The 26,123-nt window shown below is 58.5% G+C and carries 24 protein-coding genes; 15 read left to right on the top strand and 9 right to left on the bottom strand.

Translation table 11 applies throughout. From position 1 onward, the window contains the following. Window positions 1-99: 99 nt before the first annotated feature. Entirely contained in the window at window positions 100-999 is a 900-nt protein-coding gene (locus tag ACESMK_RS00120; RefSeq protein ID WP_372994055.1) for a LysR family transcriptional regulator, read from the bottom strand. Window positions 1,000-1,107: 108 nt separating this feature from the next. Here ACESMK_RS00120 and ACESMK_RS00115 point away from each other — a divergent pair, with 108 nt between their 5' ends. The 4 genes from ACESMK_RS00115 (at window position 1,108) to ACESMK_RS00100 (ending at window position 3,974) form a co-directional block, all read left to right on the top strand. Further along, complete coding sequence (locus ACESMK_RS00115; RefSeq protein ID WP_372994053.1) at window positions 1,108-1,929, top strand: DODA-type extradiol aromatic ring-opening family dioxygenase; 822 nt, start codon at window positions 1,108-1,110, stop codon at window positions 1,927-1,929. Between the two features lie 24 nt (window positions 1,930-1,953). Next, window positions 1,954-2,475: a cytochrome b gene (locus ACESMK_RS00110; RefSeq protein WP_372994051.1), complete on the top strand. Its 522-nt coding sequence runs from the start codon at window positions 1,954-1,956 to the stop codon at window positions 2,473-2,475. Window positions 2,476-3,135: 660 nt separating this feature from the next. Further along, entirely contained in the window at window positions 3,136-3,459 is a 324-nt protein-coding gene (locus ACESMK_RS00105) for a YqjD family protein (RefSeq protein WP_372994049.1), read from the top strand. Window positions 3,460-3,461: 2 nt separating this feature from the next. Further along, a complete protein-coding gene (locus ACESMK_RS00100; protein WP_372994047.1) occupies window positions 3,462-3,974 on the top strand; it encodes a hypothetical protein in 513 nt (170 codons plus the stop codon). A 5-nt stretch (window positions 3,975-3,979) separates the two neighbouring features. On the opposite strand, the gene cysK is transcribed toward ACESMK_RS00100, so the two are convergent. The 3 genes from cysK to ACESMK_RS00085 form a co-directional block, all read right to left on the bottom strand. Further along, window positions 3,980-4,951 (bottom strand): cysteine synthase A, encoded by a 972-nt coding sequence (cysK, locus tag ACESMK_RS00095; RefSeq protein ID WP_372994045.1) that lies wholly within the window; start codon window positions 4,949-4,951, stop codon window positions 3,980-3,982. Between the two features lie 48 nt (window positions 4,952-4,999). Next, window positions 5,000-7,909: a transporter substrate-binding domain-containing protein gene (locus ACESMK_RS00090; protein WP_372994043.1), complete on the bottom strand. Its 2,910-nt coding sequence runs from the start codon at window positions 7,907-7,909 to the stop codon at window positions 5,000-5,002. A 68-nt stretch (window positions 7,910-7,977) separates the two neighbouring features. Next, window positions 7,978-8,421, bottom strand: a complete 444-nt coding sequence (locus tag ACESMK_RS00085; protein ID WP_296935554.1) for a methylglyoxal synthase — start codon at window positions 8,419-8,421, stop codon at window positions 7,978-7,980. Window positions 8,422-8,504: 83 nt separating this feature from the next. Between ACESMK_RS00085 and ACESMK_RS00080 the strand changes: the two genes are divergently transcribed. Beyond that, entirely contained in the window at window positions 8,505-9,296 is a 792-nt protein-coding gene (locus tag ACESMK_RS00080) for an ATP-binding protein (protein WP_372994041.1), read from the top strand. On the opposite strand, the gene ACESMK_RS00075 is transcribed toward ACESMK_RS00080, so the two are convergent. From ACESMK_RS00075 to pdsR, 3 genes are read right to left on the bottom strand one after another with little or no spacing between them, the layout of a single operon-like run. Further along, window positions 9,297-10,604 carry a DUF3422 family protein gene (locus ACESMK_RS00075; protein ID WP_372994038.1) on the bottom strand — a complete coding sequence of 436 codons (1,308 nt, stop codon included), beginning with the start codon at window positions 10,602-10,604 and terminating at the stop codon, window positions 9,297-9,299. Window positions 10,605-10,621: 17 nt separating this feature from the next. After that, complete coding sequence (locus ACESMK_RS00070) at window positions 10,622-12,652, bottom strand: ATP-binding protein (protein ID WP_372994036.1); 2,031 nt, start codon at window positions 12,650-12,652, stop codon at window positions 10,622-10,624. 3 nt (window positions 12,653-12,655) lie between these two features. Further along, window positions 12,656-13,357, bottom strand: coding sequence for a proteobacterial dedicated sortase system response regulator (pdsR, locus tag ACESMK_RS00065; RefSeq protein WP_372994034.1), 702 nt, complete (start codon window positions 13,355-13,357; stop codon window positions 12,656-12,658). Window positions 13,358-13,550: 193 nt separating this feature from the next. On the opposite strand from pdsR, the gene ACESMK_RS00060 reads away from it, so the two are divergent. The 5 genes from ACESMK_RS00060 to ACESMK_RS00040 all read left to right on the top strand — a co-directional run bounded on the left by ACESMK_RS00060 (window position 13,551) and on the right by ACESMK_RS00040 (window position 17,741). Then, a complete protein-coding gene (locus tag ACESMK_RS00060) occupies window positions 13,551-15,665 on the top strand; it encodes a marine proteobacterial sortase target protein (protein WP_372994032.1) in 2,115 nt (704 codons plus the stop codon). Further along, window positions 15,662-16,252, top strand: a complete 591-nt coding sequence (locus ACESMK_RS00055) for a class GN sortase (RefSeq protein WP_372994030.1) — start codon at window positions 15,662-15,664, stop codon at window positions 16,250-16,252. The genes ACESMK_RS00060 and ACESMK_RS00055 overlap by 4 nt, the downstream gene beginning before the upstream one ends. Before the next feature lie 48 nt (window positions 16,253-16,300). After that, on the top strand, window positions 16,301-16,999 hold the full coding sequence (locus tag ACESMK_RS00050) for a lysophospholipid acyltransferase family protein (protein ID WP_372994028.1): 699 nt from the start codon (window positions 16,301-16,303) through the stop codon (window positions 16,997-16,999). A 95-nt stretch (window positions 17,000-17,094) separates the two neighbouring features. Further along, a complete protein-coding gene (locus ACESMK_RS00045) occupies window positions 17,095-17,337 on the top strand; it encodes a GlsB/YeaQ/YmgE family stress response membrane protein (RefSeq protein ID WP_213477575.1) in 243 nt (80 codons plus the stop codon). A 2-nt stretch (window positions 17,338-17,339) separates the two neighbouring features. After that, the gene (locus tag ACESMK_RS00040; RefSeq protein WP_372994025.1) at window positions 17,340-17,741 is read left to right on the top strand and encodes an MAPEG family protein; all 402 of its coding nucleotides are present in this window, start codon (window positions 17,340-17,342) and stop codon (window positions 17,739-17,741) included. Window positions 17,742-17,819: 78 nt separating this feature from the next. Here ACESMK_RS00040 and ACESMK_RS00035 read toward each other — a convergent pair whose 3' ends face one another. Further along, a complete protein-coding gene (locus tag ACESMK_RS00035) occupies window positions 17,820-18,260 on the bottom strand; it encodes an OmpA family protein (protein ID WP_372994022.1) in 441 nt (146 codons plus the stop codon). Window positions 18,261-18,583: 323 nt separating this feature from the next. On the opposite strand from ACESMK_RS00035, the gene ACESMK_RS00030 reads away from it, so the two are divergent. Further along, the gene (locus ACESMK_RS00030; RefSeq protein WP_372994019.1) at window positions 18,584-20,032 is read left to right on the top strand and encodes a rhomboid family intramembrane serine protease; all 1,449 of its coding nucleotides are present in this window, start codon (window positions 18,584-18,586) and stop codon (window positions 20,030-20,032) included. A gap of 7 nt (window positions 20,033-20,039) precedes the next feature. Here the strand turns inward: ACESMK_RS00030 and ACESMK_RS00025 are convergent, their stop codons facing one another. Beyond that, window positions 20,040-21,494 (bottom strand): hypothetical protein, encoded by a 1,455-nt coding sequence (locus tag ACESMK_RS00025; RefSeq protein WP_372994016.1) that lies wholly within the window; start codon window positions 21,492-21,494, stop codon window positions 20,040-20,042. Window positions 21,495-21,638: 144 nt separating this feature from the next. Between ACESMK_RS00025 and ACESMK_RS00020 the strand changes: the two genes are divergently transcribed. The 4 genes from ACESMK_RS00020 to ACESMK_RS00005 all read left to right on the top strand — a co-directional run. Further along, the gene (locus tag ACESMK_RS00020; RefSeq protein WP_372994013.1) at window positions 21,639-23,462 is read left to right on the top strand and encodes an ABC transporter ATP-binding protein; all 1,824 of its coding nucleotides are present in this window, start codon (window positions 21,639-21,641) and stop codon (window positions 23,460-23,462) included. A gap of 168 nt (window positions 23,463-23,630) precedes the next feature. Then, window positions 23,631-24,218: an SCO family protein gene (locus ACESMK_RS00015; protein ID WP_372994010.1), complete on the top strand. Its 588-nt coding sequence runs from the start codon at window positions 23,631-23,633 to the stop codon at window positions 24,216-24,218. Beyond that, window positions 24,215-25,735, top strand: a complete 1,521-nt coding sequence (locus tag ACESMK_RS00010) for a methyl-accepting chemotaxis protein (protein WP_372994008.1) — start codon at window positions 24,215-24,217, stop codon at window positions 25,733-25,735. Before ACESMK_RS00015 ends, ACESMK_RS00010 begins: the two co-directional genes overlap by 4 nt. A 259-nt stretch (window positions 25,736-25,994) precedes the next feature. Continuing rightward, window positions 25,995-26,123, top strand: a 129-nt coding sequence (locus ACESMK_RS00005; protein WP_372995399.1) for a hypothetical protein, incomplete at its 3' end; no start/stop codon positions are given.

Below are 26,123 nucleotides of genomic sequence, written 5' to 3'. Positions count from 1 at the left end.
AATGGCAGCAAAGGCGCGATGCCTTCCATGCGAATTACATGGACGATATTCTGGTTCAGATAAGCGCAGCAGGCGCTGGTGCCAAGGGGAGGCTTGCAATTAGGGGAGCGTCCCAAGCTCATCTGCCAGATAATCAATCATGGCCCGCACTTTGAGAGGTAGGCGGTGGCCCGGAGGGAACATGACGTACACGCCTCCAATCTCCAGCGGTGGATGATCGAGTTCCAGTGCGACCAATTCACCGCTGGCCAAGGCTTCCGAAACGATGAAATGAGGCTGGTAGATAATACCTTGGCCATGCAAAGCCGCAGAAAGCAGGGCATCTCCGTTGTTTGCTTTGAGGTTACCTTTGACTGGCACCTGAATCTCGCCTTTCCGTCCAAAAGCCCAGGTGCCGTTAGCTTGCTGTGGTGACAGGGTGTAACTCAGGCAATTGTGACCGGACAGCTCTGAAATACGCCTCGGGGTGCCGTGGCGGGCCAGATAGGCCGGTGCTGCGCAAATGACCATTGGGCAGTCACCCATTCGCCGAGCTCTCAATTCACTGTTTTCCAGATGTCCAACGCGTATGAGCAGATCCCAGCCATCTTTCAGCAGGTCTTGGCGAGTATCGTTCAGGTCCAGTTCTACTTCGACCATTGGATACTGATGGGTAAAAGCAGGAATGAGTGGTGCAATGAAGCGCAGTCCGAACGATAGTGGAGCATTCATCCGTAATAGACCGGTGGCTTCGTGTCGTTGGGCTGAGACATCGGATTCTACCTCATCCAGCTCCCGCAAAATGCGCTGGCACGCATCCAGGTATTCGCGGCCGGTGTCCGTGAGCGTCAGCTGACGGGTGGTTCGATGCAGTAGCTTTACCCCCAGCCTCGCCTCCAGAGTATCTACGTGTTTGGTGGCCATGGCTGGTGACATATGTAGCGTTCGACCAGCGGCAGACAGACTGCCTTCAGCTGCGGCCCGAACAAATACGCGCATGCTTGTAAAACGATCCAGCATTTATTTCGCACTCTCGGTTAAAGCTCTTGGTGATAAAAAGCATGTTCTCACACTTTTTTGCGTTGGTTATAGTGCGTTCATGATCTATGAGAGTTTAAGGAAGGGGCCATGAGCACATCTTCGCCAGCCGCAGTCAGGCAGCCGGTTTATTTTATTCCGCACGGCGCCGGCCCCTGTTTTTTTATGGACTGGAACCCGGTGGACACCTGGGATGACATGGCAGTCTTCCTAAGGGCCATCGAGGATGAACTGCCGGAGCGGCCCAAAGCAATTCTGCTGGTTTCCGCGCACTGGTTGGTCCCGGAGTTTTCGGTCACCTCTGGCCAAGCCCCGGAGCTGATCTACGACTATTACGGCTTTCCCGAGCATACCTACAAGCTCAAGTACCCAGCGCCGGGTCATCCGGAACTTGCGAAGCAAGTGATCGGCCTGCTGGAAAATGCAGGGCTGGCGGCCCGGGAGGAAGCCGAGAGAGGATTTGACCACGGTGCGTTTATCCCGTTGAAGCTGATGTTTCCGGAGGCGAATATTCCGGTCGTGCAGCTATCACTGGATATGGACGTAGACCCCAAGGCCCATCTAGCTGCTGGTAAAGCGCTGACTCCGTTGCGTGACGAGGGGGTTCTGATCGTGGGCAGCGGTATGAGCTTCCATAACATGCGCGGCTACGGCGACTACCGTTACACGGCTCCGTCAGAAGAGTTTGATCGCTGGCTGAGCGATACAGTCGAATCAGGCGGTGAGGAGCGAACTCGAAGCTTAGGGAATTGGATGGACGCGCCGCACGCGTTGGACTGCCACCCGCGCGGGCATGAAGAACATTTGATCCCGCTGATGGTGGCGGCCGGCGCGGCCGGTGACGACGCCGGTCAACGTGTCTACACACAACAGGTGATGAAAACACAACTGTCTGGCTTCCGCTTCGGCTAAGCCCAATTTAGCAAGGAGAAAATGATGATCAATGATTCCAAACAACGCTATGGCTCGGTCAGTAAATTCCTGCATTGGGGGATGGCCTTGCTAGTGACCTGGCAACTGCTCAAATTCGGGGACCGCATTACCGAGGGCGAGCACTGGGTAGGCCAGACACTGGTGCCGTTTCATATTTCCATTGGCTCTCTGCTCCTAGTGCTGATCTTTGTGCGCCTGTTTTGGGCCGCCAGCCAGCGGGACCAGCGCCCGGAACAGGACCTGGCCATGGCTATGCTGGTAAAAGCCGGCCACGGCCTTTTGTATCTGGGCCTGTTGCTGATGCCGATTACCGGCATGCTGTTTATGGTGGGCAACGGCTACGGCGTTTCGGCCTTCGGTATCGATATTTTCGCCAAGGGTGATGAAATCGCTTGGGCTGCTACGCTGGGGCAACTGCACTCACCGCTGGCCTGGGCCCTTACAGCGCTGATCGCCGGTCATATTGGCATGGCGCTGATCCACCACTTTTTGAAGCAGGACGACACCCTTAAACGCATGCTTTAGGGGTAAGGCGGCTCGGAAATCGATCCGGTCAATCGGTTCAAACGATTCCGCAGAATGCGATGAAAGATCTTGCCATCAGCGACAGTTCTCGCACTACCTGAACGTTCGCTTTGCGACCCTAGCGGCCAATATACGGTGACAATATCCGGCAACAATATGGTGCCACCACCAAGCAGATCTTGACCCGTTGAGTGGACCGGGGTGAGTCCAGAGCCTAACTTCAGGTGTTCATATGCCCGGAGCAAGCTGAGGAAAGTAGAAAGGCTCGGCATGTTCCGGAACTTCCCATTTCAATGGAGAACGACTACTGGTTTCGCTAGCGCCTGTCATCTCAAGTGCCGTCGAGTGTTCAAGAGAGCCTTGGATAAACGCTTGAAATAGAATCTGGGCAGAAGCGGGCTAACTCGGTCTCGCTGAGCTTCCCGATTTTGTTCGGGGCACTCGTCGCTGGCTTATTTGGAGACTGTCCAGGAACACAGCGTGCATATTATGAAGCCGGCGTTTCAAAAGCCAACCGATGAGTTACCGGCCGGTAACTTGTACCTGAATTCCATGTGCTACGCTTAAGGAGCACTCGCCAGTATTAATGGCCGGTGGGTGCGCATTCATTTTATGGAAGCGCCAAATTAGCAGTAACTTTATTGTTTAAGGAGGCAGAACATGGAAGCTAAATCCACCCAGGACGACTATAACCAGGTCAAGCGGGATCTTCAGGAGTTGCGCGAAGATTTTGCCAAGCTGACCCGGACGATATCGGAAAGCCAGAAAAGCAACATCAGCAGTCTGCGGGATGAGATCCGTCGTGAGAGTCGGGAGGCCTTTGATCAGGTCAGACAGAAGGGCGATGACGCATTGAATCGTGCCAAGGATATCGGAGACAAGGCCTTTCACGATGTTGAACACAAGATTGAGGAACGACCCTTCCTGAGCATAATCATCATGTTTCTGGCGGGCATACTGGTAGGCAAGATGCTTGATCGCTGATCATGCTTGATTCCGCTCAGGTCCAGGGTGCGGTGCGCAAGGCTGCCGCTGCGATCATCGGTTTTTTGCTGGCGATGGTTTTGCTCACCGCCCTGCTGCTTTTCGGATTTTATCTGCTGGTTCAGGCAGCCGTGCTTGGGCTGTCACCCTGGCTCGGCGAGGCCGGCGCCATGGCGTTGGCAGGGTTTGTATGTATGCTTGTGCTTGCGCTCGTATTTCATCGCCTGACGCGCCCGGTTTCTTCCAGCAAGCGTCATAATGGCTCTGATAACCAGTCGGGCTCTGGCATCGACGCGATTCGCAACGTGATCAAGGAGAATCCCCTTGAAGCGGCCCTGATGGCTTTCGCTGTGGGTATTGCCGAACAGAAAGATCCCCGGCTCAAGTCATTGCTTATGGAGGGGGGCATGATGCTGATGAAACAGGCGGAATCCGCAAAACCTGATGAGCCCAACGCCGGCCAGGATCCAGAGAAAGAGGGTAATCCCTCTTCTGGCTCCGGATCCGCCCTGTGATCGTTTTACTGAACGTTTTCCTGCTCGCCAAACTGGCCGGCGAATAATGCAGTGGAAAGATACCTCTCGGCGGTATCCGGCAGCACCACCACAATGTTTTTGCCCTGGTACTCCGGCTGCTTGCTGATTCGTACCGCAGCCACCACTGCCGCGCCGCAGGAAATGCCGCAGAGAATACCCTCTTCCTGCATCAGCCGGTGAGCCATATCCATGGCTTCTTCATTGGATACCGCTTCCACCTGATCGACCAGGTCCAGATCCAGGTTCTTGGGCACGAATCCGGCGCCGATGCCCTGGATCTTGTGCGGAGAGGGCTTGGGATCTTCGCCGTTCATCACCTGGGTGATCACCGGAGAATCCGAGGGTTCAACGGCAACGGTGACAATCTGTTTGCCTCTGGTGCCCTTGATGTAGCGGGACACGCCCGTCAGTGTGCCCCCGGTTCCAACGCCGGCCACGAAAATGTCGATTTCGCCGTCGGTATCATTCCAGATTTCCGGCCCGGTGGTGTCCTCGTGGATACGGGGATTGGCCGGGTTCTGGAACTGCTGGGGCAGGAAATGGTTGTCCGGATCGGAGGCAAAGATCTCTTCGGCCTTGGCGATGGCGCCCGGCATGCCTTTGGCCGGTTCCGTCAGTACCAGCTCCGCGCCCAGGGCTTTCAGCACTTTCCGTCGCTCCAGACTCATGGAGGCGGGCATGGTCAATACCAGTTTGTAGCCACGGGCCGCTGCGACAAATGCCAGCGCAATACCGGTATTGCCGCTGGTGGGCTCCACAATCGTCATGCCGGGTTTCAGGGTGCCGCGTTTTTCCGCGTCCCAGATCATCGCCGAACCAATCCGGCATTTCACCGAATAAGCCGGGTTGCGGCCCTCAATCTTGGCCCAGATGGTGGCGCCGTCATTCACCCGGTTTAGCTTTACCAGTGGCGTGTTGCCAATGGAAAGTGAGTTGTCCTCGTAGATACGTGCCATGGCGTTCTCCTTGTCCTTGTGTTTTCCGCATCTTAGCACCACTCCCGATCAGACCGCTCGCACCTCAAGACGGTTCCGGCCATTTTGCTTGGCCTGGTACAGGGCCTGGTCTGCCTGCCTGAGAAATTCTGCCGGAGTGTCCTCCGGGCCCGGGATTCCTGTCGCCAGACCAATGCTGATGGTCAGACGGATATCATTACCACCGCATATGTTGCAGGCGCTGGCAACGGCTTCCCTGAAGCTTTCCAGCCGGTTTCGGATTTCATCACTGTCTTCGTAACTGGCAAAGACCACGAATTCTTCGCCGCCGAATCGCGACAGCCGGTCGGTTTCACGACGGAAGTGCTTGCGCATGGTATCGGCCAGCGCTTTCAGGCAAAGGTCACCGGCCTCATGACCGAAGGTGTCGTTGATCTTTTTGAAGTGGTCGGCGTCGACCATGGCAACGGCAAAACCGGAATTGTGTCGCTGGCACCACTGGAAGCTTTTGCGGAATTCCTGGTCGAAGTAGCTGCGGTTGCCCAGTTGCGTAAGGTCGTCGGTCACACTCAGCCGGGCCAGCGTCTCATTGGCAACCGCCAGTTCGCGGTTCAGGCGGCCCAGCTTCCGGTTCCAGTAAACCAGCAGGGCAGTCACCAGAGCACCGGCGAACAGAAGCTGCCAGATCAGGGTATAGTCCACCGTCTGCTTCAACTGAATGTTCCGCCAGTGGCTCTCCAGGCTCCGTCGCTCTTCGGTGGTCAGGCTGGACACCAGCTTCTGCATGATGCCCAGAAGAACCGGTTCGTCGTCCCGGATGGCGACGGCCAGTGACCAGTCCGCCGGTATCCTGCCAATGACTTTCAGGTCCGCAAGACCCAGTTCCTGCATGTAGAAGCTGGCGGTCGCGAGGGTTGTAATGTAGCCATCCAGTTCGTGGTTCTGAAGGCGCCGGAGCCCATCCTGTTCGTTGCGGACCTCCACAAGTTCCATGGATGGATAGCGGTCTTGCAGGAGCTCGGCAAAGGCATAGCCTTCCACGACCCCCACCTTCTGGCCGCGGAGGTCCCCGACCCTTTCAATGAAGGGTGCTTCTATGCGTCCAAGGACAACATTGGGAACTTCCAGATAGGGCTCGGTAAAATTCATGAACTCGGAGCGTTCCGGTGTTTTCATGGCCATGGCCAGCAGATCGCATTGCCGATCCCTTGCGGCTCTCATGGACTGCTGCCAGTTGTCGGTGGGTATTACCTCAAAACGAATGGGGGTGCGCTCGGCAAACAGGCGGAAAACCTCTGCGGACAGACCCGCGTGATGGCCGTTGGCGTCTCTTCCCTCAAGAGGTAACCAGTCAGGATCAATGCACATGGATACCCGGTTGCCGCGTTTCTCCAGCCAGGTGAGTTCTGTTTCAGTCAGGTTTGCCCTGCCGGTGCCGGGCTGTCGGGTTGGACCGCTGGCCCCAAGCCAGCGGTTCTCGATCGCGCGGATTTCTTCGGCACTGATGGTGGCCAGAGCCTGATCAAGAATGCCGGCCAGTGGTGCGAGGCCCGGGCGCACGCCAAATCGCAGATCTTCGCCGGGCAGGTCCTCCAGAACCAGTTCACCGGCGATCCTGACGCCTGGAATGCCGAGTTCGCGAATCCAGAAATTGCCGTTGGGCAGTGCCGCCAAAACCACATCCACCTGGCCCCTGGCGAGGGCCTCAAACATGGCATCCTGGGTGGTAAAGATGCGGGCGTCGTCTCCCAGTGCTTCCTGCAACGGTTGTTCGTAATAGATGCCGGAGCCCAGCGCCACTCGCATCCCCTTGAGGTCATCAACGGTGTTCATGGATAGGCCCTGATCCCTCGTAAAGGCCACGTTGGGTATGGTGTGGTATGGCTCGGTGAAGCGGGTGAAAGCTGTGCGTTCGGGGCTGAACGACATATTGGCCAGCAGGTCGATTTCGCCGTTCCTGAACAGCGGCAGCAGTTCAATCCATTGACCACCCACTGGAATGATCTGTAACCCGGTCAGGTCCGACAGCCGGTTGAGCACATCCACGGTAAGACCCTGGATACGCGTGCCACTCTCAAAACTGTAGGGAGCATAGTCCCGCATCAGTCCAACCCGCACCGGCCCGGTCTCTGCAATAAACCGGCGCTGCTCGGGGCTGAGTACAAAGTTTCCGGCGTCGGAGAGGCTGGCGCCGCCGAACTCCTGCCAGCGCTCCAGCAATTCCTGTTTGCGGTGGTCGGCAATCTGCTGCAGGCCATGACTGATCCGCTCGAACAGTGTCCCGTTGGTTTTCAGAACACCGATGCGGAAGTCTTCCCGGGCGAGATCGCCCAGCGGTGCTTCGCCGGCAATGGCAAGAAAGCGGAAACCCGCTTCGTTGGCGTAGTACTGCAAGGTAAGCTCGGGCCCGATAATCACATCTACCCATCCGAACGCCAGGGCCCGGATGAGACTGTGCAGAGAATCATAGGTGTTAAGGCTGATGCCTTTGTCGGTTAGTGACTCTCGGTAATAGATGTCCCTTACGACACCCACCCTCAGACCCTGTAGGTCTTCGATGCTACTGATGCTCCCGACAGGATTCTGGGTGTCATGCATCAGGTAGGTCTGTCGGATATGGTAAGGCTCGGTGAACAGGATCTGCTCGGCGCGATCCTGCCGGAAGGAGATGCCGTCAATCACGTCGAGTTCACCGCGCATGAAGGCGCCATAGATCTCCGGCCAGCTGCCGGCCCTGAAAGTGAACGTCAGATCGGACTGTTCCGCCACTTCCCGCAGAATGTCGACGGAAAAACCGGAGGCGCCCCGTCCCTCATTGAACGAATAGGGTTTGTTGTCAGCCACGATGCCAACCGTAACAGGATCTGATCCCGGTTCTGCTTCGACTGTCGGGGCGACGAGCAGGAAGGCCAGTACCAGAAGAACGGCGGCAGCCACGCTCGTGAACGGGGGTTGGCAGGGGGTGGCGAGGGTGTTCATCAGGGTGCCGGCGGTCCTCTACAGCTACGTTCTCAGTGTAGTCATAACCACCGGCCTTGCCTACTGTCTCAGGCGCTGACCGAACGGCCGGTGTAATCGGAGAAGTCGGGCTTTCTCGGCTGATGCTGATCGTCGGTCATGTAGGCCGAGGTCAGGATGAACTCCGCGGTAGCCCGGTTGCAGGCCACGGGGATGTTCCAGAGTGCGGCAATACGCAGCAATGCCTTGATGTCCGGATCATGGGGCTGGGGCTCCAGGGGATCCCAGAAAAACACCAACAGGTCGATTTCGCCCTCAGCAATCTTGGCACCGATCTGCTGATCACCCCCTAATGGGCCGCTGAGCAGGCAATGGATATCATCCCGCTCCAGGTTATCCCGGAGCAGCCGGCCGGTGGTGCCGGTGGCGTAGAGTTTCAGCGGGGCAAAACGGGTGCGGTTTTCGGCCACCCAGTCCACCAGTTCCTTTTTCTTGTTGTCGTGTGCCACCAAAGCGACGGATTTTACGGCCATTTGGGGTAAAGTCTCCTGTTATCACGGTTTTTACAGGGTCAGTGTTTCACAGGCTGGCCCGGGACGGAATAGGAAAGAGGTTTATGTCCGGAACGGCATCGTTTGATTGGCAATCCACCGCGGCTGCAGTCTGGCGCCGCCATCGCTCGGGGCTTCGCGCCATCCGCCGGCTTGATCCGGTGCAATGGCAGGATCTGACCGGTATCGACCGACAACAGCAGGCCCTGGCCCGCAATACCGAGCGCTTTCTTGCCGGTGAACCCTCCAACAACGCGTTGCTCTGGGGCTCCCGGGGCACGGGCAAGTCGTCGCTGATCAAGGCGCTGCTGAATCGCTACCAGGAGCGCGGGCTGCGGATGATCGAGGTGGACAAGGATGATCTGGTCAACCTCCCGGAAATTGTCGACGACATTTGCGACCTGCCGTTCCGGTTCGTGATTTTCTGCGACGACCTGTCGTTTGATGTCGGTGAGTCCAGCTACAAGGCCCTGAAAAGCGTGCTTGAGGGTTCCCTGGAGCTGCCACCGGAGAACGTGCGGGTCTATGCCACCTCCAACCGGCGCCACCTGATGCCGGAGTTCATGTCCGATAACCTCAAGAGCGAGATGCGGGACGGTGAACTGCACCCGGCGGAGGCCATTGAGGAGCAGGTTTCCCTGGCGGACCGGTTCGGCCTGCAGTTGTCGTTTTATGCGTTCTCACAGGAAGTGTATCTGCAGGCCGTGGACGCGCTGTTCCCCGACTTTGATGACCGGGAAGGCCTGCACCGGGAGGCGATTCGCTTCGCTACCGCCAAGGGCGTGCGCAACGGTCGCACGGCCCAGCAGTTCTACCGGCAGTTTGCCGGTGAACGGGATCTGGGCAGACTGAAGTAGCTACTGCCGTTTTGCCATCTTGATGAAGTGATGGTGAACCACCCGAACCCCCAGGAAGACCAGGGCCATCACCACCGGAATGGCGATGCCCAGAACCAGAGTTTTGTTGAAGGCGACACCGGCCTCGTACACCGAATCCAGACCGAACTTGAGCAGGCCGATCAGGTAATAGGTGATGGCCACCACGGAGAAACCTTCCACGGTGTGCTGCATCATCAGCTGAATTTTGGATCGCCGGTCCATGGAACTGAGCAGTTGCTGGTTCTGGCTCTGGATAGCCAGCTCCACCCGAGTGCGCATCATGTCTGAGGCCCGGTCTACCCGGCGGGACAGGTCTTCGAGGCGCTCGCTGACTGCTTCGCAGGTTTTCACCGCCGGAGTCAGCCGCCGGGTCATGAACTCGGTCAGGGTCAGGTGGCCGGAAAGTTCGTCCTCCCGCAGTTCCTCCAGGCGAGTCAGGACCAGCCGGTGATAGGCGCGGGTGGCGGAGAAACGGAAGGTGGAGTGGGCCCGGAAGGCCTCGATACGGGCTGCAATGTTGGTCAGCTGGGCCAACAGTTTCTCTTCGTCCACATCTTCGTTTTCCGCCAGTGAACGGGTGATCACCGCCAGCTTTTCGTCCATGTCGTTCAGGGACGGCGTGATTTCCCGGGCAACCGGCAGTGCCAGCAGCGACATCAGGCGGTAGGTTTCAATCTCCATCAACCGCTGGGTCAGACGGCCCAGCTGGCTGTCCGACATGTGGTGGTTCATCACCATGAACCGGCCAAAACCATCGCTGTGCAGCCGGAAGGTGCCCCATACCCGTGCGGCACCCTCCTGGGGACTGCTGCCAATCAGTCGCATGCCTTCGAAGTGCTTGCGAACATAGTCCAGATCGCCTTCGGTTCCGTCAGCGGCGGGCCGGACTTCCAGGTGGAATGCCGCGATCACGGTACCGGTCAGTTGCTCCAGCCAACCTTCGGGCAGCGGCGTAATGCCGGTCTCGGTAAAGGGTGTTTCATCGCCCGCGTCCAGATTGATGAAGGTGTAGGACGCGAATTCCATGTGCATCTCGCGCCGGACCCGGAGAGAACCAAACGTGTGTTCAAAGCAGCCTACCTCGCTCTCCGGCACCGGACGCCCCATCAGCCGGTGGAGTTCCTGAAGATGCCGGAATTGCTGCTCACGCTGCTCCGGTGTGGTCAGCACCGCCATCTGGGTAACCCGCGCCGGCGTCGGTAGTACCTGAAACGGCCGGGAATGCAGCTCGTTGTAGAGATCGTTTCGAAGCGGATGAATGTCGAGGGAGTCCAGGCGTGCGCTCACGGCGGGAAGGTCCTGTTTCAAGAATGGATGGCTGGGATAATAACCCGGAAGCTTACGCCGTCAATGCCACCTTGGGTGCGGTTCCGGCCTTCCACCCGTGCCCCATGGTAGTCGGCAATCAGGCTGACGATCAGCAAACCCTGCCCCAGATGCCCCTCTTCCTGCCCGTCCCGCATTGAGACAAACGGGCTGAAGATGTCGGTTGCGGCGTCTTCCGGCAGTGTTGAGCCCTGGTTGAAAACCGACAGGCACAGCTCCCCTGCCGTGGTTTCCAGCCCCACTTCAATCAGGCCCTGCCGGGGTGTGAAATCCCGGGCGTTGTCCACCAGTTTGTCGAGCAGTTGCACCATCAGCTCCGGAGAGCCGGCCATCACACAGCCGGCTTCCGGACCTGCGTAGCGGATCTCATGGCTGCTATCCAGAGCCTGGTAGGCAGCCGTGGCCTCGGCTGCCACTTCCGCCAGATCAAACGGTTCCTTGTCCGCATGGTCCAGGCTTTGTTCCAGTCGTGCCGCTTCGCTCATGCCATGCAGTATCTGCCGAAGTCGTTCGGTGGCAGAGGCAGCACGGTCAATGTACTGCCTGCGTTCGTCTTCCGAGTCGCAGTGGTTGAGGTTTTCCAGCGAGGACCGGACCACGGCAACGGGCGTTTTCAGTTCGTGGGAGAGGCGCCGGGAGAAACTCTCAAGGTAGCGGTTGTAGCCATGGAGGCGATCCACCATGAGGCTGAAGTGCCTTTGCAACTGGCCCAGTTCATCCTTGGCACGAGACTCCGGCACCGTACCGGTAATCCGCCCATCCTCATCAATGCTCCCACTGACGGCCTTCTGTAACCGGGTAATCCGCCAGGACAGCCAGCTGGCGTAACCGAGCAGGACCAGGGTCATTGCGACGATGATCAGGGTACTGCGGGCGATGACCGACCCGAGTGTCGAGCCAGACAGTGTCAGTAGTTGATCAAGGGATTGCTCGAGGATCAGCGTACGTCCACCAAATACCGGCCGTGTTGTCAGCAGCCAGACACTGTCATCCTCGTGGCGAACCAGCCCCTCCTCGGGGAGGGAGTCTGTTGCTATGCGGTTGGTGTCGGTTTCGATAGCGACAGGTTCTGGCTGGTAGAAGCGTACCAGGCCCCGGAGCGCATTGAGACTGATTTGCTCAACCACCTGCAGGGGGCTGAGGCTGTCAAATTCCGGGGCTGAGGTGCCCGGGTCAGAGTGCTGCCGTGCGATGACCCAGCCGGCCGGCTCCACCAGTCGCGCGCGTTGCCCGGGGTTAAGCCGTGGTTCCAGTTGCCGCTCAAGTGCCAGGTTGCGGCTCACCAGAACCGGCAGCGGGTCGAACGGGGTGGAGACTCCGATGGACTGGTCGGTCCCCCACAAGGCCGCAAAGCCCAGCCGGCTTCGGTCTGCGGGCAACGGAAGCTTCAGCTCAATCTGCCAGCCCTCTCCGGTGTCCTGCATGAAACCGGAAATGCGGTAGTCCGGCTGCCGGGTTGTTTCTTCCAGCCCGTAAAGCTGGCCCGGGGCCGGCGTTCGCAGTAGCCAGGATTGCTGTATGGACTCTCGGGCGAGGTTTCCGGGCGCGGGCTTCAGCCAGAGTCTGAGTCGGTCGTGGGCCTGATCCGGGTTCCCGGGGTTGAAGAAAACCGGTTGCCGCTGGCTGATACGAATCAGCAGATACAGGTTTCGCTGGTCGGTCGTTGCCTGCCACTGAAGAGATGGCCCTTCAACGTCTGGGCGCGCGCTGCCCTGCCAGCTGCCTGCCTCATTCTCCTCATCGTAGCCCGGCCAGTCCCCGCCATAACCGTCGAGGTTCAGGTTGCCGGCCAGGGGTTCGACGTAAATCACCGGTTCATCAGGAGAGATAACGGGGGTGCCGATGATCCGGTCACCGGCGGTCTCGGCCAGCCTCGCCGCCTGGGCCTGAAGTTGTTGCCGGGCCTGTTGCCGCAGGGCGTCATCCAGTTCCAGAACAAATTGCAGGCCCGCCCAGGGAATCAGCAGCATCAGCAGGCTGGCAACAAAAAGCTGGCGTTTCAGGTTCAAGGTTCAGACCTCACGGGCATTCCACCGATAGCCCATGCCGTAGGCGGTCTGGATGCCATCAAAGGTCTCATCCAGCTGCAGGAACTTGCGCCGGATGCGTTTGATGTGGGAGGTGACGGTGTTGTCGTCCAGTACCGTGCTGGCGGCCTCCATCAACTGTTCCCGGCTGCGAACGTGTCCCGGATGCTGGACCAGTGAATACAGCATCCAGAATTCGGTAACGGTGAGGTCGATGGGTGTTTCGCTCCAGGCGACGGTCATTCGATCCACATTGAGGGTAAGTTTGCCCCGCTGCAGAACCTCGTCCGGCTTCTGCAGTGCTTCGGCCCAGGCATCGGCCCGCCTGAGCAGGGCGGTAACCCGGGCCAGCAGGTGGTCCAGGCTCATGTCTTTGGTGACGTAATCGTCGGCACCCAGACGCAGGCCGTGGACGGAATCAATATCGCTGTCACGGGCGGTCAGGAAGATGATGGGCAGGGTCTGGGACAGTGCTCTCAGGTCCTGGCACAGGGCAAAACCGCCCTCCGGTTCGTCGCCGAGGCCGACATCAATGATAGCGAGATCCGGTAACGATTGGCGCAACACCTGCCAGGCGGACGCCCGATCACCATGGGCGGTTACCCGATAACCACGGCGTTCGAACGCAGCGCGGTAGTTGTCGCGGATGGCGGGTTCGTCCTCAATCAATACAACGTGTTTCTTCATGGTGGCGGCTGCTTCCCCTGGCCGGTGTGTGTCTATTTAACCACGGCAGGTGTTGAGAACAAGGGCGGAGGCGGCTGTTGCCATAATTCATCATTTTTTGGGAGCGGTTTGTCGTTTTCTGCCATGGGAGTTCCTTTCCGGATTGCTGAAATGGCGGTGTTTCGCACAGTCATGCAGTCAAAAGGACCCTCTCATGATTATTTCCAGTTCTCCCCTGAGGCTTTATACCCCAATCCCAGGTACCAGGCGCCAGCGTTTCCGGTTCAGGCGCTTTCTTGAGGGCGTCAGCCTCTGGCTAGCGGTCCTGTTGATGCTGTTTGTTCACCCACTGTATGCCGAAGCCAGAGAGGCAGACAATGCTGGCCAATTGCACTTTGTCGACGGCCAGGACCAGTGGCAGGAACCGGCGATGGTATTGGGCAGTGAGTTCGACATACGGGTCAGTGGGTTGATTGCCGACAGTCGGCTGTTGCGCCGTTTTCGGAATACCGGAGACCAGTGGCGGGAAGGCGTTTTCGTGTTCCCGTTGCCGGAGAAGGCCAGTGTCTATGGTCTGACCATGAAGGTGGGGGAGCGAACCATTGAGGGGAAGGTGCAGCCCAGGGAGACGGCGCGGAAGAGCTATGAAGAAGCGAAACAGGCCGGGCAGCATGCAGCGAATGTGGAGCAGCAGCGGCCGAATCTGTTCACCGCCCGGGTTGCCAATATTCCGCCCGGGGAGGCGGTGTCGGTGGAGTTGAAGTACCAGCAGCCGGTGGCATATCAGGCCGGAGTGTTCGAGCTCACGCTTCCGACCACGCTGACACCGCGTTATATGCCCGGCTCGCCGGTCAATCCGGCACCGGATCAGTGGCAGGGCGGTTGGGCTTTGCCGACGACCGAGGTCCCGGATGCGGGTGCCATCAGCCCGTTTACAGTCAATCCGGGTGATGTGGCGGCAGACAGCCACCGGGCTTCGGTTGAGCTGGTGATTGACTCCGGGCTGCCGCTGGAAAGTGTTTCCAGTCCGTCGCATCGCCTGGCCACGCGTCAGGATGGCCAGACATATACGGTAAGTCCCGAGGGTGGCGACATTCTGATGAATCGGGATTTTGTGGTGCGATGGCGACCGGTTGCGGGGCTGGAGCCATCCGCCGCGGTCTTTCATCAGGCCTGGGAGGGGGAGGACTATCTGTTGGCGATGCTGGTGCCGGGTGATAACGGCGCCCTGGTTCTGCCCCGCGACCTTGTGTTTGTAATCGACACCTCCGGTTCCATGGCGGGAGAATCGATCCGCCAGGCCCGCAGCGCGCTTCAGGCCGGTCTTGACACGCTCACGCCGCGGGACCGGTTCAACGTGATTCAGTTCAATAGCCAGACCCATTCTCTCTTCATGCAGCCGGAACTGGCGACCGGGAATAACCTGGCCCGGGCCCGCCAGTACGTTGATCGTCTCCGGGCCGATGGCGGCACGGAAATGGCACCGGCCTTGTCCAGAGCGCTTGAAGGTGAATCCGAAACCGAACATGGGGCACGGGTACGTCAGGTGATTTTTATCACGGATGGCGCGGTCGGCAATGAAGCGGCGCTGTTCCGCCAGATCCGTCAGCAGTTGGGCAACCAGCGGTTGTTCACGGTGGGTATCGGGTCTGCGCCGAACCGGCACTTCATGCGTGAGGCTGCCCGCTGGGGGCGGGGTACCTATACCGCCATTCAGTCGTCTTCCGATGTGGACGGGCCTTTGCAGGCATTATTCTCGGCCATGGAGTCGCCGGTTCTGACGGATATCCGGGTCGACTGGCCAGGCCAGGAGACAGGCAAGGAGTCCTTTCCGAGGCGCCCGGGCGATCTGTTCCAGGGCGAGCCGCTGGTTCATGTGGTGCGCGGTGTTCCGGCCATGGGAGAGCTGAAGGTGTCGGGTCGCCTGCCGGGTGGCAAGGACTGGACCAGAACACTGGACCTGCAGCAGGCCGCCTCAGCAACCGGGATTCATCGGCATTGGGCGAGAGAGAAGATGGACAGCCTGGAGGATGAGGCCAGGGTGACGGGCCGGGAGCCGGACAAGGCCGGCATTACCGAACTGGCGGTCAGCCACGGCTTGATGTCGGCCTACACCAGTTTTGTGGCCGTGGATTCCACACCGGCCCGGAGCCCGGAAACGCCGATGGCATCGGATAGCGTCCCAACCCTGCTGCCGGCGGGAAGTCAGGCTGGCATGCTGCGCTATCCGCAGACGGCAACGTCGGCGCCGCTTCTGATCGCCCTCGGCCTGGTGGGGCTGATGTTCTCCCTGGCCATTGTGTTGCTGCAGAGGAGGGCATTCTCATGACAAGGCTGTTGCTTCTGTTGTTCACCAGCTCTGCTACCTTGTTGGTATTCGGGTTATGGATTCCGCTCAAGGCGATTGTCGCCCAGGAATTACTGGAAATCGCCTGGGCTGAAAGCCAGGCGCGGCAAACAGAGTCAAGGCCCTGGCCGTGGGCGGATACCTGGCCGGTGGGGCGTCTGGCCATCCCGGAGCTGAACGATTCGATGATTGTTCTGGCCGATACCCACGGCGAGAGCCTGGCTTTCGGTCCGGGCCAATTGACGGGTACCGGCGATCATGGCGGGGCCGTGATCATTGCCGGGCACCGGGATACGCATTTCCGCAGTTTGAAAGCGCTGGAAACCGGTACCGAGGTTCGCCTGCAACGTCGGGATGGCCGGTGGCAGAGTTACCATGTTGAGGGTGCGCGGGTGGTCGACAGTCGGTCGGAGCTGATCGATACCCAGCGATTGCCGGAGGGGACCCTGTTACTGGTGACCTGCTACCCGTTCGACAGCGTTGATGCCAGTGGGCCCCTCCGGTATGTGGTGAGAGCCTCGGCAACGGGTAACCAGAGGGAACAAATTGACACTGTTGCCGGAATATAAGTTTGGCGTACACTTGTGCGCCTGAATTTGGCTACAGAGTTTGGTTGCATGGGTGTTATCAGAAAACTGCTGGCGTGGCTGAGTGTGCCGGTGATCTGTCTCTTTGCGCTGGCGTTCTACGCCGCCCGGCCCTTTAATCCGGATAACAACCGTTTCCTGGGGCGCACCGTGGCGCGTTTCGGCCGGGCTGTCCTTGGCATGGAGCGCCCCCTGGAAGGCTGGGAAAACATGCCGCAGGACCGGCCTACTGTGGTCATTGCCAATCACCAGCACAATGACGACCTGTTTGTAATGGGCGACCTGTTGCCGCCGCGTACCGTAACCGTTGGCAAATCGTCACTGATCTGGGTGCCTTTCTTTGGCCAGGTGTTCTGGCTTGGTGGCAATGTCATCCTCAATCGAGGTCGCTCCCACAAGGCCATTGCGGTCATGCAGGCCACCAGCAGGGCCATCGCCCGGGACCGGAAAAGTCTCTGGGTCTTCCCCGAAGGCACCCGTAGCAAGGGTAGGGGCCTTCAGAAGTTCAAGAAAGGCGCGTTTCACGCAGCGGTGGCATCCGGAGCGCCGATCACGATGGTCTGTGTTCAGGAATATGCCGATCAGGCCAAAGGCTGGAGCGGCCGGCGTGAATCGGTCGCCATCCGTGTATTGCCGCCCATCGAAACCGAAGGCCTGACCGCCGAGGATATACCGGAGTTGATGGCCCGTTGTCATAAGACAATGTCCGAGACTATCGCTGCCTTGTAATCCACGCCCGTGGAAGTGCTTGAAGCACCACGTCAAACAGGGCAGTCTTGCGGGACTGATCGTTTCGTTCAACGACCCTCAGGGAGAGGCAAAAGATGAACCTGATTCTGTTTCTGATTATCGGCGGTGTGGCCGGCTGGTTGGCTGGTCTGATCATGAAAGGCCGTGGCTTTGGTGTTCTGGCCAACATCGGTATTGGTATTGTCGGCTCTTTTCTCGGCGGCTTTGTATTCCGGCTATTAGGGCTGGCGGCCCAGGGCGCTGTCGGTGAGCTGGTGACTGCAACGGTGGGTGCGGTGCTGCTTCTGGCGATCGTCAGTGCAATCAAGAAGGCCTGAGCATGATTGTACCCGTAACCGGAGTGTTTGCTGCCGTCATCGGCATTCTTTTGCTGGTGTTGTCGGCTCAGGTGGTCAAATATCGTCTGAAGTATAAAAAGGGCCTGGGCATCAACGATGACCAGGATTTCGAGGCGGCCGTCCGCGCTCACGCCAACCTGGTGGAGTACGCCCCTCTTGGTCTGATCATGCTTGCCATCGCTGAGCTTAATGGCGTTGCCAGCGCTCTGATCTACTGGACCGGAATGGCACTCGTGGTGGGCCGCATTCTCCACGCTTTCGGCATGATCAATGGCCGTGGTGGCCCTCACAAGGCCCGGATGATCGGCATTCTGCTGACCTGGCTGGCAATTCTGGTAGCTGCGCTATTGCTGCTCTGGAATGTCTGGCAGGTCTACGGCTAGAACAGGCCTCACGGCGAAGGAGTGGGCAATATCAAGAAGAGGGGGCCTGGCCCCCTCTTTTGTCTGCCAAGTGCTTATTCAGAGTGCCCTTGCCACATCCATGGTCAGGTATTCCAGCTCTACGCGTCGATTGGCGGCACGGTCTTCCGGTCTCGCCAGAGGGCGGGCTGAGCCCCAGTGAGCCATGAGAATCCGGGATTCCTGAACGCCTTCCTGCATGAGAATCCGCGCTACGGCGTTGGCCCGCAATCGGGAGAGAAACCGGTTGTAGTCTTCCGAGCCGAAGTTATCGGAATGACCATGAATTCTGACGGTGACCGAAGGATGGTCCTTCAGGTAGGCGGCATGCTGTTTCAGGAACGCAATGTCGTCGCTGTCCAGCGAGTGCTTATTGAAGCCGTAATGGAACTTCATACGGTGCGGGCGCCTGGCTCCGGCCCCGAAGGTGGCAGTGGTGAAGCCTGCAGCTATCGCGGCATTGGCAATCAGTTCCGGGTTATCCAATACAAGTACGGTCATCTGAAAAATCCCTGGTTCGGTATCCGGTTTTTCTTGTTATTCCTGGTCACTATTGGCCTGCGCAGGAATAACGGCAATTGGCGAAAGGTCGATATCTGGCCCGGTACAGTCCTTCGATGGAAGAGATTAAATGTCATTTGTGTGACGTCCCAATGACAGTCGGGCTTGATGTTCAGGCTGTTCCGACTCTGTGGGGTGTGCCACATTTCCGGTATTGACCCGCATCGACCTTTGCGCTGGATTCCATTTGAACGCGAAAAGAAGGCGCCGCTGTGGTAAAAAACAGACTTTCAGGGACAGATTATGATGAATTGTGACCGCCCATGCTGATTATCCCCGCCGAAAACGCCATTAACTGGAAACGCCCGCCCTGGGTCACGTTTGGCCTGATCATGGCCTGTCTGCTGGTTTTTCTGTTTTATCAGGGGGGCGATAGCCGCAAACTCGAGCAAGCGGTTGAGCAATACCTGACCGCCGACCTTCACGAGCTGGAGGCACCGGCCTACGAGGATTACCTGCAGCGGCAAATCCAGTTCCAGGGCGAAGAGAGCCGTGTCTACGAGCTCCAGCAGTTCCAGCAACTTCGGGAAGAGAACGAAAATTTCTGGCTGGCCATCAACCTGATGATGGATCGTGAGTTCTACCAGTACCTGCTGCAGAACCGGGATGTCATCTGGACGCCGGCGGAACGCGCCCACTGGCAGGAACAACGCAGTGTGGTCGAGCAGCAGTACCTCCAGAAACTCAGTGCCAACCAGCTTGGTCTGGTGCCGGCGGATCTGTCCCTGTATACCCTGATTACCTACCAGTTTCTGCACGGCGGCTGGGGCCACATCATCGGAAACCTGATCTTCCTGTTCCTGCTCGGATTTACCGTTGAGAAAGCGTTGGGGCCGGGCCGGTACCTGATTGCCTACCTGGTATGCGGGGCCCTGTCAGGTCTGATGTTTACCGCGTTTTCGGCGGGCAGCTACGTACCCCTGGTCGGTGCGTCCGGCTCAATCTCCGGCCTGATGGGCATGTATGTGGCCATTTACGGACTGCAGAAAATCCGTTTCTTCTACTTTCTGGGCGTCTATTTCAATTACTTCCGGGCACCCGCCATCGCTCTGCTCCCGGTGTGGGTGGGCAAGGAAATCTACGATTACTGGTACGCCGGTGCCACCGGCATCGCCTACATGGCCCACGCGGGAGGCCTGATCGCCGGCGCCGGCCTGGTCTGGCTGCTGGGCAAGAGCTGGCTGCAGGTGCGCGAGGAATTCTTCGAGCCGGAAGAGGAAGCGCAGGATGCCCGGTTCACCACCGGCTATGCCCAGGCCATGGCCAGCCTGGGCCGTATGGAGTTTGATCTGGCCCAGAGGCAATTCGAGGCCTTGCGGGAGCATTATCCGGACCGGCACATTCTGCTCGAACATCTCTACCAACTGGCCAAACTCCGCCCGGATCTGCCCGCCTACCGTGATCGCGCCAAAGAGCTGATGAACGATGCCCTCAGCCGTCGCCAGCCAGAGAAGATGATTGCCATCTGGCAGGAATACCTGGGCAAAGGGGAGAGCTATCAGCCGCTAGCCGCGGAAGACCATAACCGGGTCCTGTTCACCAGCCTCAAACAACATGACCTGAAAGCTGCCGAGAAAGCCTTCGAACGGCTGAAAAGCACGGGGGACGAAATGCTGACAACGGAGGCCTGTCGGTTGCTGATGGAGGAGTTTGAAAAGCGCCAGATGGCGCCCAAGGCTCGTCACTATCGCCAGCTATTGCAGGCCAACTGACCCTGCCTTACTCCTGAACCGAAAAAGACGCCTTGGGTCCCTTCAAAGGCTCTTTATTCTGCGCCTGCTCCAGATAAACCGTAATCTGCTCATGCAGCGGATGGTTCACGCACTTTTTCTGGATAAACGTCAGGAAGGCCGTCGCCTTTTCCCACTGGGAGAGGCCGTTCGCCAGGGTCTGGGCCACCAGCAGATAGGCCGGGGCCAGCTGCTCGCTGTCCGGAAAGCGCTTGTGAAAATCCTGCAGCACCCGTAATGCTGGTTTGAACTGGCCCCGGTGGTACAGGGCCCGGGCGCAGCGCACCGACAAGTCCGGATCATCCAGCTTGAAGCCGGGCTCTGCTTTCTGAATTGTATTCAACACACTGGCGATGCCCTCACCGTCGTTGCGATCAGCCAGCCAACCCAGAATACGAGGGTGATACCGGTAGAGTTCGTCGGTGTCCTGGCGGGCTGTCAGTAACTGGTAAAGCTGGCCGATTCTCAGGGCGTTGTCACGGTCCCGCTTCAGCGCTTCCTTCAACATGCTCTGCACCCGGTCGTAATTGCCGTCTTTCAGGTTCATGTCGATATCGGCATCGAAGCGGGCGCTACGGTCGCGCTGATGGGTGTCCTGCCCGACGGTTTCATCCTGGATATCCGAGGCAAATCCCAGCTCTTCCTGGTACTGGAACAACAGGTAGCCCAGCATGTGGAACAGGATCAGGGTGAAGGTACTGTTCAGGAAGCCGGCCAGGGGCTGGGCCACCCAGAACGGGAAGTGATTCACGGCGAAGTCCTGGGCCGCGCCCGAGGCGAGGGTGAGCAGGATCAGGTAGCCGTAGAGCAGGAAATAGGGGGTGCCTATTCGCGAGATCAGCACCGCCAGATTCATCGGGTTCACCGCCGCACCGACCGAGCGCTCCATGGCCAGCACCATGATGCTCGCTGGCAGCGCCAGAATGACAAACGCCAGCGCCAGCAGCATCAGGATTGGCCCTCCGAGCATGGCGGCAGAGCCAACCAGCCCCCCCATCAGAACGAACACCAGCAGTTGCAGGACAACAATATCGAACCCGCTGCCGGTGAAGGCGACGGAGACCGCAGGTGGTTTCAGATGGCCTTCAGCGGTGTGATTGATCACCGCGTAGGTGTACTTGAACAGGGCAAGGGCCAGCACCAGCCAGATCAGGATGCCGATCAGGTTGGCCGGTGCGATTATCGGCACCAGCGTACAGATGGCGATGACGATCAGCGGATCGGTATGAAAGGGGTAGCGGAAGAACGCGCCGAGTCGCTGCCAGAACGGAACCACTTCGGTGGCGGCGCCCAGGTATCGCATGGCCTTGCTGCAGTGCGGGCAAAGAGCCCGGCGCTGGCGGGTGTCGGCATCGGGCATGCAGCGGCTGCAGTAGTGAATCTGGCACTCTCCGCAGTGCCATTTGGCGGGGTCGCCGGGATGGTAGTGGCAATCGTGTTTCACAGGTGCTTGTGTCCTGGTCCATCAGAAAATCGTTGGCTCATGATGACAGATGTCGGTTTTGAGCGCAGCAAACCAGTTAACAGGTAGACTATTGTGAATTCCCGGGCGTATCCAACCGGGCACATTTCATTATCCGGAGGTTGCTTGGAACACCCCCAGAACAGCGTAACCGGTATCGACACCCGTGAAACCCGGCAGCAATACACCTGGCGGGGTATCTTTAGCCTTGCGCTCAAGCACAAGCCAAGACTGGTGCGTGCCAATCTTCTGGCCATCATGGCCACCGTCATGAGTGTGCCGGTGCCCCTGCTGCTTCCGGTTCTGGTAGATGAAGTGCTGCTGGACGAGCCTGGCCCGGTGTTGCCGGTTATGGATTCGTTACTGCCGGGGAGCTGGGAAACGCCGGTGGTTTATATCGGTTTGATGGTGGTGGCCGCATTTCTGCTCCGGGTGGCGGCACTGTCGTTCAACGTCTTGCAGTCCCGGGAGTTTTCCAAGGTCTCCAAGGATGTGGTGTTCCGAATCCGTTCCCGGCTGCTCGGGCGTTTGCAGCGGGTTGCCATGTCGGAGTATGAGACCCGCGGCTCTGGCGGGATCAGCAGCCACTTTATTACCGATCTGGATACCGTTGACCAGTTTCTGGGTACCACCATCAGCCGGTTTCTGGTGGCAAGTCTGACGGTATTTGGTACCGCCCTGGTGCTGCTCTGGGTGCACTGGCAGCTGGCCCTTTTGATCCTGCTGTTCAATCCGCTGGTGATCTTCGCCACAATTCTGATCGGCAAGCGGGTCAAGGAACTGAAGCGCCGGGAGAACAGCGCTTACGAGGAGTTCCAGGGGGACCTTACCGAAACCCTGGACGCCATTCACCAATTGCGGGCGGCCAACCGGGAAAAGCATTACCTGCGTCAGCTGATCGACCGCGCCCGGAACGTACGTGACCACGCCATACAGTTCGAGTGGCGCAGCGATGCCGCCAGCCGTGCCAGTTTCGCCCTGTTCCAGTTTGGTGTCGATGCCTTCCGGGCCGCGGCCATGGTGACCGTGCTGTTCAGCGACCTGAGTATCGGCATGATGTTCGCCATTTTCGGCTATCTCTGGTTCATGCTGACCCCGGTTCAGGAAATGCTGAACATGCAGTACGCCTGGTTCGCCGCCAATGCCGCCCTGGCGCGGATCAACCGATTGCTGGACCTGAAAGAGGAACCCCGCTATCCGGCGCTTGAGAACCCGTTTCGCGACCGCCACACCGTGGGACTCACCCTCCGAAATATTCACTTTGCCTATGGCGAAGAGAAGGTCCTTCGGGGCATCAACCTGGAGTTGGCGCCAGGTGAGAAAGTGGCCCTGGTGGGTGCCAGTGGTGGCGGCAAGTCCACGCTGATCCAGGTCATCCTGGGCATGTACACGCCCCAGCAGGGTGAGGTGCTGATTGATGGAGTGCCGGTTCAGCGTATCGGCTTGCCCTGCCTTCGTGAGCATGTGGCGACGGTGCTCCAGCATCCGGCGCTGTTCAACGATACCGTTCGCCAGAACCTGACTCTCGGGCGGGACAAGCCCGATACCGCACTCTGGGACGCGCTGCGAATTGCCCAGCTTGATACCACGGTTGCGGCCATGCATGACCAGCTTGATACGGTGATCGGCCGCCAGGGCGTCCGGCTCTCTGGCGGCCAGCGTCAACGGCTGGCCATCGCCCGGATGATCCTGTCTGACCCCTCGGTGGTGATCCTGGACGAAGCCACCTCCGCGCTGGATGCGGAAACCGAGTTCCAGCTCCATCGGGACCTCGAAGCATTCCTGAAACAGCGCACCACCCTGATCATTGCCCATCGCCTCAGTGCCGTTAAGCAGGCAGACCGCGCCTGTGTTTTCGAGGACGGCCGAATTATCGAGGAGGGACGCCACGAGGAACTGATTGCCAGAGAGGGCCTTTACGCCCAGCTTTATGGCGAGCGCCAGATGTAACAAGCCCCTAAACCTTACTTTTTATTACAACAAAAACTGATCTGTCGCTTTCCGAGTCCGTAAAAGATTGCAATTGCAAGTACTTCGGGGTAAAGGTTGCGCAATGCACCTATAGCCCGGTTTCAAATTTCTCTGCAAACTTGCGGCGATTTTTAGCGGATAGGAAAAGTGAACAGGAAAACGACCAGTATTCTGCTTTTTGCCGCAGCTTTCCTGCTGGCACTCGCGCTCCCGGTGATGCCGTCGCTGCTCAACAACAGCGGGTTTTACGGGATGGCGATTGATGAGCCGGGAGAGAACTTGATTGGCTACCAGCCTCCGCAGAACGGCCTTGCCGTTGTTTTCTTCGGTTATCGCCAATGTGGAACCGTTTGCCCGGTTCAATTGGTCAACCTGTTGGACCTGAGCCAGCGCTTGAAGGACTCGCCCGTGGAGTTCCTGTTTGTCACCCTCGATCCGGAAAACGATACGCCCGAAGCGCTGCAACAGACAACAGAAAGCCTCGGGGAAGCATTCAGGTCCTACAGGCCTGAAACTCACCAGTCTGCTCAAAAACTGGCTTCAGCTTACAACGATTTTGCCGTTAAACAGGGTGGTGCACCGAATGACTCGATTGCCCACAGTGCAAGGCTGCATGTGGTGACACCAGACTTCCGGAGAAGACTGGTTTACGCCTCACCGGATCTGAATCTTGACTTGGTTGAACAGGATCTTCGCCGCTTACTGAAAGAAAACAAGAGTGAGAGTGCTATATGACTACAGCGGTAACCAGTCAGTCTTATGAAGTTGAAATACGGGAGCGCACTGATCGCCAGATGTTGCTCATCCTCCTGGCTCATGTCCCGGTGGTCGGCCTGTTGGTTCCTATGGGTTACGGGACAACCACTTTCGCTCTGGTTGCTTCCTTACTGGTGGGCGGCATTGCGGCGGCCGGTTATTTCACCCTGCGGGGAACCCGGGCCCTGTCCTCGTTGTTTGCGGTCTGCCTGATGCTGTTCTCGGCCATCATGATCCAGGCCCAGATGGGACGCATTGAAATGCATTTCCACATCTTTGCCGCCCTGGCTCTGGTGATCATTTATCGGGACTGGCTGCCGGTAGTGGTTGCGGCAGGTACCATTGCCGTTCATCACCTGGCGCTGACGGGCCTGCAGCTGAGTGGTGCATCCTTTGGCAACATGCCGTTGATGATCTTCAACTATGACTGCAGCTGGTCGATCGCGTTTCTGCACGCAGCGTTCGTGGTTTTCGAGGCGGCGATCCTGGTGTTCTTCGCGATTCGAATGGGCGCGGAGCAAAAGCAGTCTATCAGGATTATCGAGATTATCCGGGGCTTCGACAGCAACAATGATCTGACGGCCCGTCTTGATGAAGCAGACAAGAGCGTCACGGCCAGTTCGTTCAATAATATGCTTGAGCGGTTCGTTGAGTTGATTGCCAGGCTCAGAGAGCTGTCGGAGCAACTCCGCTCAAACGCCGATGAAATGGCCAGCGTCAGTGATACCACGACACAGATCGCCAATGAGCAGCAGGTCCAGACAGATCAGGCCGCCACGGCCACCAACGAAATGTCTGCCAGTATCCAGGAAGTGGCCAGTAACGCGCAGCAGGCGTCCGATGCGGCCAGTAATGCTTCTGGCGCCGCCAGCCGGGGCGGAGAAGCCATGGCCAACGCCTCCAAACTGACTGAGGCAACCGATGAGGCACTTGAGAGCAGTGCCAAAAGGGTCGATGAGCTGGGCGAAAAAATCGAATCCATTTCCTCTGTCGTTGGCTCGATCAATGCGATCTCCGAGCAGACCAATCTGCTGGCCCTGAACGCCGCCATCGAAGCCGCGAGGGCCGGAGAACATGGCCGTGGATTTTCAGTGGTAGCGGATGAAGTAAGGGCGCTTTCCCTTCGCACCCAGGAGTTTACCGACCAGATTCGGACGACAGTCGGCGAATTGAGTGAAATCTCCGAAGCCACCAGGGCATCCATGGAAATGGGGCGTACCCGCTCTTCCGAATCCACACGGGCCATGCGGGAAACCGGCGAGGCGATCCGCGAGGTGGAAGCCGCCATCAGCGAGGTGTCCAGAATGAACTATCAGATCGCCTCGGCTTCGGAGGAGCAGGCGGCTACGTCTCTCCAGATCAACGAGAATATTCATTCCATCGCCAACCGCAACAACGATGTGGTGTCCGAGGCAGAGCGGGTCAGAACCATGGCAACGGGGCTTGAGTCGGTTACCGAAAAACTGAATGAACTGGTAAAGCTTTATCGCATCTAATCCTTCCAGGGTGTGACGTTGGAGAGCCGCCCGGCTCTCCAACGTTGGTCTGATATTCACCGCACTGATGTCGAACATTCATCGGCCCGCGGTTGAACTCTCGTTAATTGCTGCAATAGTTAAAGGTGACTTCACGCTGTGGAGTCCTTTCATCAGGCTATGGCCCAGGATGGGAATGCTTTCCCGGTCGATGCGTTGCTGAAAGGGCTTCGAAAGAGCCTTCCGGAACACGCGGATAACGACGAAAAGGAGGCACCACATGTCGAACGAAAGTCTCAGCAAAGATAGTCTGAATACCCTTTCCAGCCTGGAGGCTGGCGGTAAAACCTTCCACTACTACAGTCTGCCCAAGGCCGCAGATACTCTCGGCGACCTTAACCGCTTGCCG

Origin of the sequence: Marinobacter sp. (genome assembly GCF_041687235.1) — a bacterium.
Lineage (GTDB): Bacteria > Pseudomonadota > Gammaproteobacteria > Pseudomonadales > Oleiphilaceae > Marinobacter.
The sequence above is the reverse complement of the archived record's forward strand: the minus strand, read 5'-3'. Positions and strand labels throughout refer to the sequence as shown.

Coding starts and splice junctions, on each gene's coding strand:
- ACESMK_RS00120 (WP_372994055.1), bottom strand. CDS start 999: ATGCTGGATCGTTTTACAAGCATGCGCGTATTTGTTCGGGCCGCAGCT.
- ACESMK_RS00115 (WP_372994053.1), top strand. CDS start 1,108: ATGAGCACATCTTCGCCAGCCGCAGTCAGGCAGCCGGTTTATTTTATT.
- ACESMK_RS00110 (WP_372994051.1), top strand. CDS start 1,954: ATGATCAATGATTCCAAACAACGCTATGGCTCGGTCAGTAAATTCCTG.
- ACESMK_RS00105 (WP_372994049.1), top strand. CDS start 3,136: ATGGAAGCTAAATCCACCCAGGACGACTATAACCAGGTCAAGCGGGAT.
- ACESMK_RS00100 (WP_372994047.1), top strand. CDS start 3,462: ATGCTTGATTCCGCTCAGGTCCAGGGTGCGGTGCGCAAGGCTGCCGCT.
- cysK (WP_372994045.1), bottom strand. CDS start 4,951: ATGGCACGTATCTACGAGGACAACTCACTTTCCATTGGCAACACGCCA.
- ACESMK_RS00090 (WP_372994043.1), bottom strand. CDS start 7,909: ATGAACACCCTCGCCACCCCCTGCCAACCCCCGTTCACGAGCGTGGCT.
- ACESMK_RS00085 (WP_296935554.1), bottom strand. CDS start 8,421: ATGGCCGTAAAATCCGTCGCTTTGGTGGCACACGACAACAAGAAAAAG.
- ACESMK_RS00080 (WP_372994041.1), top strand. CDS start 8,505: ATGTCCGGAACGGCATCGTTTGATTGGCAATCCACCGCGGCTGCAGTC.
- pdsR (WP_372994034.1), bottom strand. CDS start 13,357: ATGAAGAAACACGTTGTATTGATTGAGGACGAACCCGCCATCCGCGAC.
- ACESMK_RS00060 (WP_372994032.1), top strand. CDS start 13,551: ATGATTATTTCCAGTTCTCCCCTGAGGCTTTATACCCCAATCCCAGGT.
- ACESMK_RS00055 (WP_372994030.1), top strand. CDS start 15,662: ATGACAAGGCTGTTGCTTCTGTTGTTCACCAGCTCTGCTACCTTGTTG.
- ACESMK_RS00050 (WP_372994028.1), top strand. CDS start 16,301: ATGGGTGTTATCAGAAAACTGCTGGCGTGGCTGAGTGTGCCGGTGATC.
- ACESMK_RS00045 (WP_213477575.1), top strand. CDS start 17,095: ATGAACCTGATTCTGTTTCTGATTATCGGCGGTGTGGCCGGCTGGTTG.
- ACESMK_RS00040 (WP_372994025.1), top strand. CDS start 17,340: ATGATTGTACCCGTAACCGGAGTGTTTGCTGCCGTCATCGGCATTCTT.
- ACESMK_RS00035 (WP_372994022.1), bottom strand. CDS start 18,260: ATGACCGTACTTGTATTGGATAACCCGGAACTGATTGCCAATGCCGCG.
- ACESMK_RS00030 (WP_372994019.1), top strand. CDS start 18,584: ATGCTGATTATCCCCGCCGAAAACGCCATTAACTGGAAACGCCCGCCC.
- ACESMK_RS00010 (WP_372994008.1), top strand. CDS start 24,215: ATGACTACAGCGGTAACCAGTCAGTCTTATGAAGTTGAAATACGGGAG.